12 protein-coding genes and 1 pseudogene are annotated in these 15,139 nt (G+C 65.3%); 8 read left to right on the top strand and 5 right to left on the bottom strand.

Translation table 11 applies throughout. The features are described from left to right. The 3 genes from OC373_RS18280 to OC373_RS18270 all read right to left on the bottom strand — a co-directional run. Positions 1-442: DUF4158 domain-containing protein (locus OC373_RS18280; RefSeq protein WP_261998237.1), on the bottom strand; the 442-nt coding region annotated here is incomplete at its 3' end. Positions 443-466: 24 nt separating this feature from the next. After that, complete coding sequence (locus OC373_RS18275) at positions 467-1,738, bottom strand: site-specific integrase (RefSeq protein WP_005413373.1); 1,272 nt, start codon at positions 1,736-1,738, stop codon at positions 467-469. Beyond that, positions 1,735-2,148, bottom strand: coding sequence for a helix-turn-helix domain-containing protein (locus tag OC373_RS18270; protein ID WP_012480230.1), 414 nt, complete (start codon positions 2,146-2,148; stop codon positions 1,735-1,737). Before OC373_RS18270 ends, OC373_RS18275 begins: the two co-directional genes overlap by 4 nt. A gap of 90 nt (positions 2,149-2,238) precedes the next feature. Here OC373_RS18270 and OC373_RS18265 point away from each other — a divergent pair, with 90 nt between their 5' ends. From OC373_RS18265 to OC373_RS18235, 7 genes and pseudogenes are all read left to right on the top strand, one after another. Further along, entirely contained in the window at positions 2,239-4,194 is a 1,956-nt protein-coding gene (locus OC373_RS18265; protein ID WP_005413375.1) for an FTR1 family protein, read from the top strand. Positions 4,195-4,221: 27 nt separating this feature from the next. Next, positions 4,222-4,839 (top strand): cation transporter, encoded by a 618-nt coding sequence (locus OC373_RS18260; RefSeq protein ID WP_005413376.1) that lies wholly within the window; start codon positions 4,222-4,224, stop codon positions 4,837-4,839. Beyond that, positions 4,836-5,192, top strand: coding sequence for a hypothetical protein (locus OC373_RS18255; RefSeq protein WP_012480228.1), 357 nt, complete (start codon positions 4,836-4,838; stop codon positions 5,190-5,192). The genes OC373_RS18260 and OC373_RS18255 overlap by 4 nt, the downstream gene beginning before the upstream one ends. Positions 5,193-5,247: 55 nt before the next feature. Further along, positions 5,248-6,525, top strand: coding sequence for a TolC family protein (locus tag OC373_RS18250; protein ID WP_005413377.1), 1,278 nt, complete (start codon positions 5,248-5,250; stop codon positions 6,523-6,525). Positions 6,526-6,662: 137 nt separating this feature from the next. Beyond that, positions 6,663-7,469: pseudogene (locus OC373_RS18245) on the top strand (efflux RND transporter periplasmic adaptor subunit); the annotation flags it as partial. Between the two features lie 8 nt (positions 7,470-7,477). Then, positions 7,478-10,669, top strand: a complete 3,192-nt coding sequence (locus OC373_RS18240) for a CusA/CzcA family heavy metal efflux RND transporter (RefSeq protein WP_005413379.1) — start codon at positions 7,478-7,480, stop codon at positions 10,667-10,669. Next, a complete protein-coding gene (locus OC373_RS18235) occupies positions 10,666-10,941 on the top strand; it encodes a hypothetical protein (protein WP_005413380.1) in 276 nt (91 codons plus the stop codon). Before OC373_RS18240 ends, OC373_RS18235 begins: the two co-directional genes overlap by 4 nt. A gap of 375 nt (positions 10,942-11,316) precedes the next feature. On the opposite strand, the gene OC373_RS18230 is transcribed toward OC373_RS18235, so the two are convergent. Further along, positions 11,317-12,717 carry an MBL fold metallo-hydrolase gene (locus OC373_RS18230; protein WP_005413381.1) on the bottom strand — a complete coding sequence of 467 codons (1,401 nt, stop codon included), beginning with the start codon at positions 12,715-12,717 and terminating at the stop codon, positions 11,317-11,319. A 111-nt stretch (positions 12,718-12,828) separates the two neighbouring features. Then, positions 12,829-13,656 (bottom strand): universal stress protein, encoded by an 828-nt coding sequence (locus tag OC373_RS18225; RefSeq protein ID WP_049430389.1) that lies wholly within the window; start codon positions 13,654-13,656, stop codon positions 12,829-12,831. Between the two features lie 51 nt (positions 13,657-13,707). Here OC373_RS18225 and OC373_RS18220 point away from each other — a divergent pair, with 51 nt between their 5' ends. Then, on the top strand, positions 13,708-15,087 hold the full coding sequence (locus OC373_RS18220) for a DUF4010 domain-containing protein (protein ID WP_080101814.1): 1,380 nt from the start codon (positions 13,708-13,710) through the stop codon (positions 15,085-15,087). Positions 15,088-15,139 lie beyond the last annotated feature (52 nt).

Raw genomic sequence — 15,139 nt, 5'->3', positions numbered from 1 at the left:
GCTCTTCGAGCAGGACGTTCACGATGTCCGGGATGGTGTGCTTGGTCTGGGCTGCTCCGGTGGCCACGGTGTCCAGCCAAGCCAAGCCCGATTTATCCAGGGGACGTACCCCGATGAATTGCCGAAGCTGCGGCATATGCCGGCGCTGGCTGCCGGAAGCGTCGTAGCGTTCGAGCTGGTCGGTGTCCAATACGCGCCCGAGTCGGGCGGCCTTGGCGATGTGCTTCCGGATCCGCTCGGGTACGTCGGCCAACACCGTGAAGTAGCCCAAGCGTTGGAAGAGCTTGAGATGAATCAGTACCGCCAGCTGCGGACCCGGCTGGGTGGTCAGCTGCTTGGCGAATGCAATCTCAGCGGCGGTCGGGGTATAGATCTCCTCCAGTTCCTTGGCGGTGGGATCAGGCTTCAGTCGCGGGTAGGCGGTCTCGTGAAGGGTAGCCATTGGATCCGGAGGGTGTGAGGGGGATCAGTCCCAGTGCCGGCCGTCGTCTGTACTGAGCGACGCTTCCAGGAAGCACTGGTGCGTATCGGCCATGCGGTGCATGTCATCGAGCAACGTGGCCAGGATTTCATCCAGATCCCTTTCGGGATCGGTGGGAGCAGTCAACTGGTACTCGCTGCTGGCGGTGTTCAGGCGCACAGCCTGGAACGGGGCCAAGCAGATCTCTTCAATTCGGCCTCGGGCCTTGGCCGCGCCGCGGCCCGTGCGGGCAAACGGGGTCAGCACCATGCGCAGGCGCAGCTGCAGGGCCGATTTGCCCTCCGGCGCCGGCAGTGCCATCGCCGGTACCGGCACGGTTGGACTGGGCAGGCTTGCTTCAATGCGGTCCCGGGCAAACGGGTCACGCCCGTCCAGGTAACGCATGGCCGACTGCACATCGCGCCAGCCCACGTACTCCATCAAGGCCTTCATGTCCCAGCCTTGGTCGTTGGCCCAGCTGGCAAAGCCGCGGCGCAACGAATGGCTGCTGTGGAGCCCCGCATCGGCAAAGCCGGCACTGGTCAGCAACTCGCGCAGCAGGCGCACCAAGCTGTTGGGATGTAGGCCTTCGGCGCTCACCTGGCCCCATTGGTTGACTGCCCGAAACACCGGCCCTTCTTGCAGGTCGGCCGCCTGCAGCCACGCCTGGGTCGCCTCCACCGGACATAACCGCGACAGCGCCGGCACCTTGTAGGTGACGCCGGCTGCCTGGCGATCACCCTTGCTGCGTGGCAAGAAGCAGGTCATCCCCTGTCCCGGCACCAGCGTGAGATGGGCCACGTCCAGACGCAGCAGTTCATCGCCACGGAATCCCCGCCAGAACCCGAGCAGCACCAGCGCTCGGTCTCGTTGATGGCGCAGCGCCGCCGGCCCATCGCCCCGGGCATGTGCCGCAGCGATCGCCGCGGCCAGCCAGTCATCGAGCTCGACCAGCCGCCGAATCTGGAGCGGCGCGGCTTGCTTGACCTGGCCCGGGTGCAGGGTCTGGATGCCTTTGAGCACCTTGCGCACCAGCGGCGATCGGGTCGGGTCGACAAAGCCGTGGTCGCGGTGCCAAGAGGCGATGGCCGCCAGACGTTGGCGGAGGGTGCTGGTCGCCAAGGTCTGCGCATAAGCGGCCAGGTACCGGGCCACGCTGTCAGGTGTCGCTGGGAGGTGGCCTTGCCATTCAACCTCGAAGTGCCGCAGCGCCGACGCATAGCTGCGCACCGTGTTCTGGCGCGTGGCCGCATCGAGGTAGCGGTCCAGTTCGGTCACTGGCGCGTGGCCTCCACCGAGGTCGTCTGGCGCAGCGTCGACAGGATGGTGCATTCCGCCCGCTGCCCGCCATGGCAACTGGCAATCACCCGTTCCAGCTCGCTGGCCATGCGCTGCAGGTCGGCCATGCGGGCGCGCACGTCGGCCAGATGGCTGCGGGCCAACCGGTCCACGTCCCCGCACGAAAGCTCCTCATCGCCGGCCAGCTGCAGCAGGCTGCGGACCTCCTCCAGGCTGAAGCCCAGGTCCCGGCCACGCGCAATGAAGCGCAGCCGCTCGATGTCGGCCGGGCCATAGACCCGGTAGCCGTTGCCCGTGCGCCCCGGGCGCGGCAGCAACCCGATCCGCTCGTAATAGCGAATCGTCTCCAAGTGGCATCCGCTGGCGTCGGCAGCCTCACTGATTTTCATTCGTAGTACGCTTGACTCCGTAGTAGCTACGGACTTTACGCTGAACCCGTATCCGCCGCCACTCCGGCCGCGGCGCTGCATGTGACGACCATGCCACTGCCCATCGCCTTGATTCGCTACTGCCTGATTGCCTTGCTGATCGGCTGGGTTCTGCCCGCTTCTGCTCAGGCGGAGCCTGCCGCAGCAGACCTGCGCCAAACCTGGCAGATGCTCGATTACATCGCGGTCGACTACCCCGGCGCGGTCCAGGCCGGTCGCGTAATTGCCCCCAACGAATACGCCGAAATGAGCGAGTTTGCCGGCGCCGTGCGCAGTCAGCTGGCAGCATTGCCCGGTGGCCAGAACCAGCAGGAGCTGACGGCCCAGGCCGACCGCCTGGTCCAGGCGGTGGCAGAGAAGGCCGACCCGGCGCAAGTGGCAACGTTGGCGCGCGGGCTCGGCACGACGCTGTTGGCCCGCTACCCGATCGGCGCTGTTCCGGCGAGCGCGCCGAAGACCTCCCAGGCCGCGTCCATCTACAGCCAGCAGTGCGCGGCCTGTCACGGCCCCACAGGTCACGGTGATGGCCCCGCCGCGCAAGCGTTAAGTCCGCCGCCGATCGCGTTCACCGATGCCACTCGCGCCGCGCAGCGAACGCCGCTGTCGTTGTACGAGGTCATTTCCCAGGGTGTGCCGGGTACCGGCATGGTCAGCTTCTCTGGGCTGTCAGAAAGTGATCGCTGGGCGTTGGCATTCTATGTGGGCAGCTTGGGGTACTCCTCGCAAGCCAAGGCTCAAGGTGAGGCGTTATGGCGCACCAGTGCCGAGGCCCATACGCACATTCCCTCGCTCGAAGCGCTGACACGCACGCGAGAGGCCGATCTTGCCACCACGATGCCCGCCGATCAGGCAAACGCGATCATCGCCTACCTGCGTTCGCAGCCACAGGCAGTAAACGAAGCGGTACCAGGAGCCGATCGCTTTGCGGTGGCGCGGCAGCGACTGGCCGCCAGCCAGCGCGCTTACGCTGATGAGGACCTGGCTCAAGCCAAAAAGCTTGCGCTCTCGTCCTATCTGGATGGTGTAGAGCCGCTTGAACCCACGCTGGCCACGCGCAATCCGTCATTGCTGCGAGAGATCGAGACGGCCATGGCAGGCTACCGCGCGCAGCTGGATCAGCATGCGCCCGCGGCTGACGTTGCCGGGCAGGCAGCGCAAATTGCCCAGCTGTTTGATCGCGCGGACGTGGCGCTGCAGGACACCCGAATAGGCGCCAGCACCGCGTTTCTAGGCAGCTTTACCATCTTGGTACGCGAAGGACTGGAAGCGCTGCTGATCGTGATTGGTATCGTGGCGTTCTTGCGTAAAGCCGAGCGGTCTGATGTGTTGCCGTATGTGCATGCGGGTTGGATCTGCGCGTTGTTGGCAGGCGCAGCTACCTGGGCAGTGGCCACTTACTTTGTTGATATCAGCGGTGCGAACCGGGAAGTCACTGAGGGCGTCTCGGCCTTGTTCGCTGCCGCTGTCCTGCTCAGCGTAGGCATCTGGATGCACCAAAAGAGCCTTGCAGGGCGGTGGCAGGAGTACCTGCACGCCAAGCTGACGACTGCGCTGACACGGCGCTCGGCTGTTTTCCTGTTCATGCTGGCCTTTGTCGCGGTGTACCGCGAGGTGTTTGAGACGATCTTGTTCTACATCGCGATGTGGAGCGATCAGGCGTCCACCGCCATCCTCGCAGGCCTGGTGGCGGGAATCGCGGTGTTGGCTGCGGTGGCGTACTGGATGCTGCGCATGAGCAGGCGACTGCCGATTGGCCGGTTCTTTTCGATCAGCTCGATTCTCATCGCGGTGATGGCGGTCATCCTGATCGGTAAAGGCGTGGCCGCGTTGCAGGAAGCGGGCTGGATCTCTCAAACACCGCTCGCGTTGCCGCGCATCGAGTGGATCGGCCTGTATCCCACCTGGCAGTCGCTGCTGGCGCAGGTATTGGTAGGCACCGCCGCCATCGTGGGGTTCCTCGCCAATGCCCGTTCCGGTGTGCGTAGACAGCCAGGCGCAAACAAGTAATGAAACAACACAGCAGAGGACCAAGACATGAGTGATTGCGGGTGCCACCACGAAGCCAAGAACAAGGAGGAGCGACGCATCCTCTGGATCGCCTTGGTCCTGAATGCAGCGATGGCCGTGATCGGCGGCATTGCCGGCTGGATTGCCCATTCCACCGGGCTGCTGGCTGACGCGCTGGACATGCTGTCTGACGCCACCGCCTATGCCATTGGCCTGGTCGCTATCGGGCGCACGGCGCGCTTCAAGGCCAACGCCGCGTGGGTCAGTGGCAGCGTGCTGCTGGTGCTGGGCGTAGGCGTGCTGGTCGAAGTCGGCCGCCGGGTGATGTACGGCGCCGAGCCGGTCAGCGGTTGGATGATCGGTACCGCTCTGGTCTCGCTGGCCGTGAACCTGAAGGTGCTCCGTATGCTCGCCCCCTTGAAGTCTGGCGAAGTGCATCTGCGAGCGACCTGGCTGTTTACCCGCGCCGATGTGGTGGCCAACGTTGGGGTGATTCTGGCCGGCCTGTTGGTGTGGTGGCTGGCCAGCCCCTACCCGGATTTCGTGATCGGCGCCCTGATCGGCCTGTATGTGATCAAGGAGGCTTTCGAGATCTTGGGTGATGCTCGCCGGGCGCGTGCCGACGCGCGCAAAACGCCTGCATGACAGCGCTTGGCCGGCTGAGCTGTGGCCTGCGCTGGCTGCTGCTGGCGCACTTGGCCGTGGGCCTTGTGACGCAGCCGGTGCTGGCAGTGGTTGGCGAGCTCCATGCTCAAACCCATCTGGCCGCGGCCGACCATGACCCGGCAGTGGCATCACCAGCTTCCGAGCGTGGCGTAGACGCCGCGCTGCACCGGCTACAGCAGCTGGTGCTGTGCTGTAGCCAGGCCGCGCCGGCTCCAGAAATAGTGTTGGCCATTGCTCATATCGGCCGGCATTGGCCGTCGGCGACAGCCCATGCGGACAGATATCGGCATGAGCACCTGCTCGCGCCGTTCCGGCCGCCGATCGCAGGGTGATGCGCGCCGGCGTGCGCCGGATCCCTGTTGGCTATCGAAAATTCTGGAGTACTTCATGCATGTGCGATTGGCGGCCCTGGCCGCGTGGCTACTGTTGAGCGCGGCGGCAACGCCGGCGACAGCAGAAGAGCTGATGACCTTGGACGACGCGTTTGCACGCGTGGCCCAAACCCACCCCGAGCTGCGCCTGGTCGATGCGCGGGCCACGGTGCTCGCTGCCGAGCGCGACCAGGCCGTGCAGCGGCCACCGTGGACGTTGGGGGCGGAGGTTGAAAATGCGCTGGGCACGGGCGCGGCCCGTGGCCTGGACAGCGCGGAGTTGACCTTGAGCCTGAGCTCGGTTCTGGAACGCGGCGGCAAGCTCGACGCCCGCCGCACCTTGGCCCAAAGCCGGATTGATGCACTGGCCGTGCAGCGCGAGACCGGGCGGCTGGACCTGCTCGCCGAGACGGCGCAGCGCTATTTGGCCGTTGTCGGTGCCGACCGGCAACGTAGCCTGGCGAACATGGATGTCGGCCAGCGCCAGCGGACCGTCGCCGCTGCCCGGCAGCGCCTGCAGGCTGGCGCGTCGCCCGAATCGGTGGTGCTCACCGCACAAGCAGCACTGGCGCGAGCAGAATTGACCCGTGATCGGGCCGAGCAGCAGCGCATTGCCGCCCGACAGCACCTTGCTGCCCTCTGGGGCGAACGTGCTCCGAGCTTCGAGGTGGCCGCGGCCGATCCCATGGCCCTGCCGGCGATCGCGTCCATGCAGTCGCTGGCCGAGGAATTGGAGCGCACTCCCGAGTTGGCGCAGTTTGTCGATGCCCGCCGGATCGCGCAGGCACGACTGCAGCTGGCGCGTTCGGCGGCCTCGCCGGACCTGTCCTGGCAGCTCGGTGTGCGCCGCCTGCAGGAGACCGACGACACCGCGCTGGTGGCCAGCCTGTCCATGCCGCTGGGCAGCCGCAGCCGCGCACAGCCGGAGATTCGCGCCGGCGAGGCCGAGCTGGAGGTCCTGACGATCGAGCGCGAGGCCAAGGGCCTGTCGCTGTATTCCACCTTGGTCGAGGCCCATGGCCGCTACACCGTGGCGCAGGCGGAGGTGGCACGGCTGCAAGGCGACGTGCTGCCGAAGCTGGCCCGGGCTGAGCAGGCCGCCGAGCGCGCCTATCGCGCCGGCGCGATCAGCTACCTGGAATGGGCACAGCTGCAGTCCGAACGCACGGCCATGGCCCAGCAGCAGCTGGACGTGGCGCTCGATGCGCAGCGCGCCCTGATCGAAATTCAACGACTGACCGGACAGGCGCTTGTAACGCCGGCGGCGGCCGCTTCCACCGGAGAGACCCCATGAATCGCTTTTCCTGGACCGCACTGGGCATGGCCCTGTTGCTAACAGCCTGCAATGCGTCCGCCCCCAACGAAGCCTCCGAGGGCGCCGCCGCCGCTGAGGGCGAAGAGCACGGCGAGCACGAGGAAGCGCCGCTGGAAACCAAGATTGCCACCAAGGCGGCGCAGGCGGCGGGTATCCAGGTCGCACCGGCAGGCCCCGGTGAGATTGCCGATGAGCATGAGGTGCAAGGGCTGTTGACCCCGATTGACGGTCGCATCGCGCAGGTCACGGCACGCTTCCCCGGACCGGTCCGCTCCGTGCGAGCCGGCGTGGGTGATCAGGTCCGGGCCGGCCAGGCACTGGCCACGGTAGAGAGCAACCTGAGCCTGACCACCTATACCGTCACCGCGCCGATCAGTGGCGTGGTGATGGCGCGTACGGCCGCTGTGGGCATGGCGGCCGCTGAGGGCGCGCCGCTGTTTGAGGTCGCCGACCTTTCCACGCTGTGGGTGGACCTGCACATCTTCGGCGCCGACGCTCAGCACATCGGTGCTGGCGTGCCGGTAGCGGTCACCCGCTTAAGCGACGGCGTCACTGCACAGACCACCTTGGAGCGCGTCCTCCCCGGCACCGCAACCGCCAGCCAAAGCACCATTGCGCGCGCCACGGTGGCCAACACCGATGGCCTGTGGCGGCCGGGGTCGGCGGTCAAGGCGCGGGTCACCGTGGATCGTCAATCGGCCGCGCTGGTGGTGCCGATCACGGCGCTGCAGACCGCTGAAGACCAGGACGTGGTCTACGTGCAGCAGGGCGAGACCTACCACACCCGGCCGGTGAAACTGGGGCGCCGCGACGCCGAACGCGCCGAAGTGCTGGAAGGCCTCAAGGCCGGTGAACAGGTGGTGGTGGCCCAGAGCTTCCTGATCAAGGCCGACATCGAAAAGTCCACCGTGGAAGAGGAATGAGGCCCGCCATGCTCGAACGCCTCATTGGGCTGTCCATCCGCCATCGCTGGCTGACGCTGGTGCTCACCGCTGCGCTGGTTGCGCTGGGCGTGTGGAGCTACCGTCACCTTTCCATCGACGCCACGCCGGACATCACCAACGTCCAGGTCCAGATCAACACCCAGGCCCCGGGTTACTCGCCGCTGGAGGCTGAGCAACGAGTGACCTTTGCCATTGAAACGGCCATGGCCGGCCTGCCCAAGCTGGACTACAGCCGCTCGCTGTCGCGGTATGGGCTCTCACAGGTCACCGTGGTGTTCAAGGACGGCACCGACCTGTACTTTGCCCGCCAGCAGGTCGCCGAGCGCCTGCAGCAGATCGCTTCCCAGCTGCCCGACGGATTGGACCCGGAAATGGGGCCGATCTCCACCGGGTTGGGCGAGATCTTCATGTACACCGTGGAGGCCGAGCCCAACGCTCGCAAGCCCGACGGCACCCCGTACACCGCCACGGACCTGCGCACCCTGCAGGACTGGGTGATCCGGCCGCAGCTGCGCACCACGCCCGGCGTCACCGAGGTCAACACCATCGGCGGCTTCGAGCGGCAGATCCACATCACCCCGGATCCGGCCCAGTTGGTGGCGCTGGGCTTTACGTTGAACGACGTGGTCGCCGCGGTCATGCGCAACAACCAGAACATCGGTGCCGGCTACATCGAGCGCAATGGACAGCAGTTCCTGGTGCGCGTGCCTGGCCAGCTGGCGAATCTGGATGCGATCGGCAACATCGTGCTGGATCGCCGCGATGGTGTGCCCATCCGGGTGCGCGACGTCGCTAGCGTGGGCGAAGGCAAGGAGCTGCGCACGGGCGCGGCCACCCAGAATGGCCACGAGGTCGTGGTCGGTACCGCCTTCATGCTGTTTGGCGCCAACAGCCGGGAAGTCTCCCAGGCGGCCGCGGCCAAGCTGGACGCTGCCAACGCCAGCTTGCCTGCCGGCGTCCATGCCAAGGCCGTCTATGACCGCACGGCGCTGGTGGACCGCACCATCGGCACGGTGTCCAAGAACCTGATCGAGGGCGCGCTGCTGGTGGTGGTGGTGCTGTTCCTGCTGCTGGGCAATGTGCGCGCCTCGTTGATCACTGCGGCGGTGATTCCGCTGGCGATGCTGTTCACCATCATCGGCATGGTGCGTGGCGGCGTGTCGGGCAACCTGATGAGCCTGGGCGCGCTGGACTTCGGCCTGATCGTGGACGGTGCGGTGATCATCATCGAGAACTGCCTACGCCGGTTCGGGGAGGCGCAGCACGCGCTGGGCCGCCAGCTCAATGATGAAGAGCGCTATGACCTGACCGCCTCGGCCACCGCCGAGGTGATCCGTCCCAGCCTGTTTGGCCTGGGCATCATCGCCGCGGTCTACCTGCCGATCTTCGCGCTGTCCGGGGTGGAAGGAAAAATGTTCCACCCGATGGCGATCACGGTGGTGCTGGCCCTGACCGGTGCCATGGTGTTGTCGCTGACCTTTGTGCCGGCAGCGATCGCCAGCTTCCTGCGCGGCCGTGTGGCTGAGCACGACAACCGCCTGATGCGCTGGTCGCGCGCCCGTTATACGCCGCTGCTGGATTGGGCCCTGCGTCGGCGCGTGGTGGTGCTGGCCGGCGCGGCCGTGCTGGTGGTGGGCTGTGGCGTGCTGGCCACCCGCTTGGGTTCGGAGTTCGTGCCGAGCCTGGATGAGGGCGACATCACCTTGCAGCCCATGCGTATTCCCGGCACCAGCTTGGAGCAGTCGGTGGCCATGCAGGAAACGCTGGAGAAGCGCCTGGCCCAGTTCCCGGAGGTGGCCAACATCTTCTCCAAGATCGGCACCGCCGAGGTGGCCACCGATCCTATGCCGCCGTCGATGGCCGACACCTTCCTGATGCTCAAGCCCCGCGACCAGTGGCCCGACCCGCGCAAGCCCAAGGCCGAGCTGGTGGAAGAGCTGGAGGCGGCGGCCAAGGAAATCCCGGGCAGCAACTACGAGTTCACCCAGCCCATCCAGATGCGCACCAACGAGTTGATCTCCGGCGTCCGTTCGGACGTGGCGGTCAAGGTCTACGGCGACAACCTTGACCAGTTGACGCGCCTGGCCAGCCGGGTCGAGCGGGTCATGCGTAGCGTCCCCGGCGCCGAAGACGTCAAGGCCGAGCAGGTCTCCGGCCTGCCGCTGCTGACCATCACGCCAGATCCGGCGGCATTGGCACGGTATGGCCTGAACCCGGGCGATGTGCAGGAAACGGTGGCCACCGCCATTGGGGGCAGTGTTGCCGGCCAGTTGATCGAGGGCGACCGCCGCTTCGACCTGGTCGTGCGCCTGCCCGAAGCGCAGCGCCAAGACCCCGCTGTGCTGGCAGATCTGCCCATTCCGCTGCCGGCAAGCACCAGTGTCGATGAGTCCAGCCGTCTGGCCGCCGGCGCCAATGGGGGGCCTCGCACGGTGCCGCTGCGGGAAGTGGCGAAGATCCAGGTAGAGCGCGGGCCCAATCAGATCAACCGCGAGAACGGCAAGCGCCGCGTGGTGATCACCGCCAACGTGCGCGAGCGCGATCTGGGCGGGTTCGTCGGCGAGTTGCGCACACGCATCGGCCAGGATGTCGCGCTTCCAGAGGGCTACTGGATCGATTACGGCGGCACCTTCGAGCAGCTGATCTCGGCCACCCAACGCCTGGGCGTGGTCGTTCCGGTGACACTGGCGTTGATCTTCGCTCTGCTATTCATGGCCTTCGGCTCGGCCAAGGATGCGGCCATTGTGTTCAGTGGCGTGCCGCTGGCGCTGACCGGCGGTGTGCTGGCACTGGCTCTGCGCGGGATTCCGTTGTCGATCTCTGCCGGCGTGGGCTTCATCGCGCTGTCGGGCGTGGCCGTACTCAACGGGCTGGTCATGATCGCCTTCATCCGCCGTCTGCGCGAACAGGGCGATCCGCTAGACGACGCTGTGCGCGACGGCGCCCTTGGACGCCTGCGACCGGTGTTGATGACCGCCCTGGTAGCCTCGCTGGGCTTCCTACCCATGGCCTTGAATGTCGGTGCTGGCTCGGAAGTGCAGCGGCCGCTGGCCACTGTCGTCATCGGCGGCATCGTCTCATCCACCGCATTGACCTTGTTGGTGCTGCCGGTGCTCTATCGTTGGCTGCATCGCGACCGAGCTCCCCGCGCCGGTAGCACTGCTTTGGAGTCCCCATGAACGAGCTCAACCTGGAACAGGTCCGTGCGGCGATGTTTACCGACCCGGGCGTGAAAGCGGTGGACGACCTGCGCCTGGTCGCCGGTGAGCATGGCCGTGCGATCGCGGCCACCATCACCGTCGCTGCGCCCTCGGTCGACCTGGACCTGGTGCATGCTGTGATTGCCCAGGTCCTGGCCGATCAATTCGGCATCGATCAGATCATGCTGTGTTTCAACGACCCGGGCCCGGTACCGCCGCCGCCCACCGCGGTGCCGTTAAAGAAGATGTGATCGCAGCCCCTGGCTCTATGCGTCTGCGCTGGCAGGCGCATAGAGCTGATGACCCGGCAACGCGCACGCGCCGGCATACACAAAGGCCACGCTTTGCCGCACGCACGTCAGCTATTACCGCGAGCCTAAGCTGCGCCCCAAGCGAATCTGCGATGAGGCGTCCCATGGGCAGCACGGTACACGAAACAGCAAGTAGCGATGCTCGGGTTCGCTTGTACGCACTCAACGCGTCTGCGAGCCCGAGAGCTGCTTCAACCCAATCGCGGAAAACAAGGTGTGTCACGAAAGTATCCCGTTTTTCAGAAGATTCGCACTCTCCGCCCATGCCGACGGGCGCCAACGAACTACGGCGTCTGCAGCCATGCCGGACCTTACTCAGCCCGGGTCGAGATCAATGTGCTGTAAGTACTCGGGGATGCATGCAGACCAATGCAGCTGCCGCTCAATGGCTAACCTCTGAGCGTCGGCAGCGTCTGGCTCTCCGTGTGTGATGAAAACCCGCCGCGGAGTCGTCTGTGCCGTGCGCAGCCAGCTTAGAAGTTCATCGGCGTCGGCGTGGGCAGAAGCTGCTTCCACCTGTACCACCTCGGCACGTATCGGCACGTCCTGACCATAGATTCGCAGTAACTTGTCACCGCGCACCAATGCCGCCCCGCGCGTTCCCCCTGCCTGGAAGCCTGGCAAAAGGATCATGTTGCGACAATCCGGGCCAAAGGCGATGAGATGATGAAGAATGCGTCCCCCGGTCAGCATTCCACTACCCGCGACGATGATCATAGGGCCTTGCCGAAGGTTGAGAGCCTTGGATTCCTCGATGCTATTGACGAGCCGGGTTGCCGCGTGCAACCGCTCCAGTGCGGCGTCATCCAGCAGATGTTCGTTTCTGTATTTCCCATAGAGCAAGGTGACGTCCTTTGCCATGGGGCTGTTCAAGTAGATCGGGGCGCGCGGAATCCGCCCTTCCGCCTGCAGGGTGGCGATCACGTGCAACAAGAGCTGGGCGCGCCCCACCGCGAACGCCGGTATCATCACCACTCCACCCCGCCCGAGGGTGCGCCGGATCGGCTCGATAAGCAGGTCCGTCAAAGACGTCGTCGGATGGCGCCGATTGCCGTATGTCGATTCGACCACGACCCAATCCGATGCCGGCAGCGCCCAGGGAGGGCGCATCACCGGATCGTTCGAACGACCGACATCACCACTGAACGTGATGCGCCTGCCCCGATGGATCAGCGATACCGATGCGGCGCCAAGGATGTGTCCCTGTTTGCGAAACGTAGCCGTTACGCCAGGCACCGGTTCAAAGGGATCGGAAAAGTAGACGACGCGCATTAGATCCAGGCACCGTTGCGCATCCTCCTCGGTGTAGAGCGGCTCGGCCGGATGGTGTTTCGAGCTGCCACGCTGATTGGCGTGGCGCGCCTCCTCCTCCAGCAGGCGCGCGGCGTCGGGGAGAAGTATCCTGCATAGATCCCGGGTGGCCGGTGTGCACCACACGGATCCATGGAATCCCTGCTTCATCAGTCGTGGCAGATATCCGCTGTGATCCAGGTGCGCGTGGGTGAGCACCACCGCATCAATGGATGCGGGATCCACCGGAAACGGTAGCCAGTTCCGCAATCGCAGCGGTTTGTATCCCTGGAAGAGCCCGCAATCCACCATGACGCGGGCGCCACCGGCCTCTATCAGGTAGCGTGAGCCGGTGACAGTATCCGTGCCGCCCAGGAACGAGACACTGAGGCGGGTTGCATCGTGAGGCGGATTGTTCACGTACATGGATCACCTGGGAGGGCGTTGGATCAGCCGTGCGGCAGGCCAAGCCGGCGTTGCTCGGCAGCCGATGCCCGGTACGGGAGAACTGGGTGGCCAGCGGGCTTCACGCCGATCTCAGTGGGCGAGAAATACTGGTATCGGACTGTGCCGGATCAGTGTGCGGGTAACGCCGCCAAACAGGAATTCCGAGGCACGGGATCTGCCGTAGCCGCCGGCGACAATGCAATCGGCGCCGCTCTCCTTCACGAAGTTCAGTATGGCCGGTCCTGCTCCACCTTCCTCATAGCCGCGGTGCACAGGCGAGGCTGAGACGCCGTGGCGCTGTAGATGAGTCACCAGGCGCAGAGTCGCGTCTTTCTCCCTGCTGGGTTCGCCGGGACCGGCATCGATAGACAACAGGTGTACACGCTGTGCAGCGACAAGCAACGGCAAGGCATCATGGACCGCGCGAATGGATTCCCTCGTGCTTTTCCATGCAATTACAACGTCACGCGGCACCGCATCGCGTGCTTCCGGTGGCACGAGCAGCAGCGGCACGCCCGATTCCACCAGCAACGAGGAGACAAGCGTGTCCTCAATGCCGGGGTCATCGCGATGCAACCCCAAGATGGTCAGGTCAACGCATCGTGACTGAGGCATCACCTGATCCACAGGCCCCTCCCACACCCTCTCGTTCGCGGACACGAGCCAATCTACCCCTGCGCCCGCCAGCCGCTCCTCCAGCGACGTGGCAAGCATCCTGACCGTTTCCTTGGCCGGCTCGTGCAGAGCGGTGTAGACGGCAGGGTAGTACATCCAACCCGTCGCTACCGGCACAACTACACTGGCCCCAGCCAGAGCTACCAGACGGCTCCCCTGCTCACGCGAAAGCGCCGTGGCCAGACCCAACGCCTGCTCGTGCAGGCGCCCCAAGACGAAGGGCAGCAGAATGTCGCAGTACATGATCGGTCTCCCCGGGGTGAAGGAGTCGTTAGCTTGAGCCCCGCGCGACGAATGAACTTGATCGAAGTCAACGAAAGTTCCCCTGGATCGTTGACTTGGATCAAGTCATCCCGGGATTCGTTCTGGACAAATGCCCGAGCAGAATCGCCATTGACCGATTCCAGTGGGCAACCAAAAATGCTGAGCATCGTCCAGGATCCGGCAGGCACCGCCGCGGGGCTGATTACCGCCTCTGTCGTGGGCGCCCTTGTTGGACTGGCCTGGCAGCGAGCAGGCGGGAGGATGGCGGCGGCCCACACGCGCTTTGGGGGCAGTGTTGTGCTTGCGCTGGTCGCGATCTCAGGCGGGTTGGGAGCGCTGCTGGGAGGCGCGGCGCTGGTAGCTGGCGCAGTGCTGCTGGGCCTGGCAGTCTGCCCTCGCCCACGACACTCCCAGGCAGCCGCGGCCAGTCTGATTGTGCTGCCTGCCCTGTATCTGGTAGGCGCCATTGCGGTAAGCGCACCTGCAACGGCGATCCTCGCCGGCAGTGCCATCCTGGTGATACTGGTTGGGGGCCCTGCCCTGATACGGAAGGTGAATGCGAAGGTTTCCAGCCGTGAGCTTCGGGACGTCGCAACGGTGCTGGTTGCTGGCTTTCTGATTCTTCCCTTGCTTCCAGACCGCACCGTCGACCCTTGGGAAGTCATCAACCCGAGTCGGCTCGGCACACTCATCGTGGCGCTGATGGCAGTCAGCGTCGGAGCGCACCTGGCGCTACGCCATCTGGGGCCCCGGTCGGCCTTGGCCTTGACCGGCTTCGCCGGTGGGTTTGTCTCCAGTACCGCCACCATCGCGGCAATGGCGGACGGGGCGCGGTCGTCGCCCCGGCTGGCGCCTGCATTCGCAGGAGCAGCCTTGCTTTCCAACGTGGCCATGATTCTGCAGTTGGGCCTGGTAATGGGCACGCTGGCACCTGCATTACTCGCCTACAGCATGGTCCCGCTGGTCTGCTCGGCAATCGTGGCCATGGGGATAGCATTGGCATTCGGATGGCGGTCCTTGCTCAGTACCTCAGCGGTGTCCGGGCTGGCCATCGTGCGGCCATTCAAACCGTTGGCGATCGTGGTTTTTGTTGGGCTGATCGTCATTCTGCTTCTGGCAGCAAGTCTGCTGCGAGACTGGCTGGGTGACGAGAGCCTGCCCTGGACTCTGGGCATCTCCGGCATTGCCGACGTACATGCCGCCACCGCCTCTGCCGCCCAGATGGTTGGTGCGGAGCGGATCAGCAACGGTATCGCGATACAGGCGATCACCATCGCACTCGCGACCAACTCATTGCTGAAATGCTTGATCGCCGCGGCAAGGGGCGGATGGCGCTTCTCTGCTCCGTTGTTGATCGGGACCAGCCTGATCGTCGGAACGTTCGCTGTGGCCGCCGGGCGTAGCGGGTGATCGTCAACACCTTGACCCACGTCAATATCTCCGTGCAGGACTGGCGGAGAAT

Source organism: Stenotrophomonas sp. Ste96 (assembly GCF_024519495.1).
Taxonomy (GTDB): domain Bacteria; phylum Pseudomonadota; class Gammaproteobacteria; order Xanthomonadales; family Xanthomonadaceae; genus Stenotrophomonas; species Stenotrophomonas bentonitica_A.
This window is presented reverse-complemented; position numbering and strand designations above follow the sequence as displayed.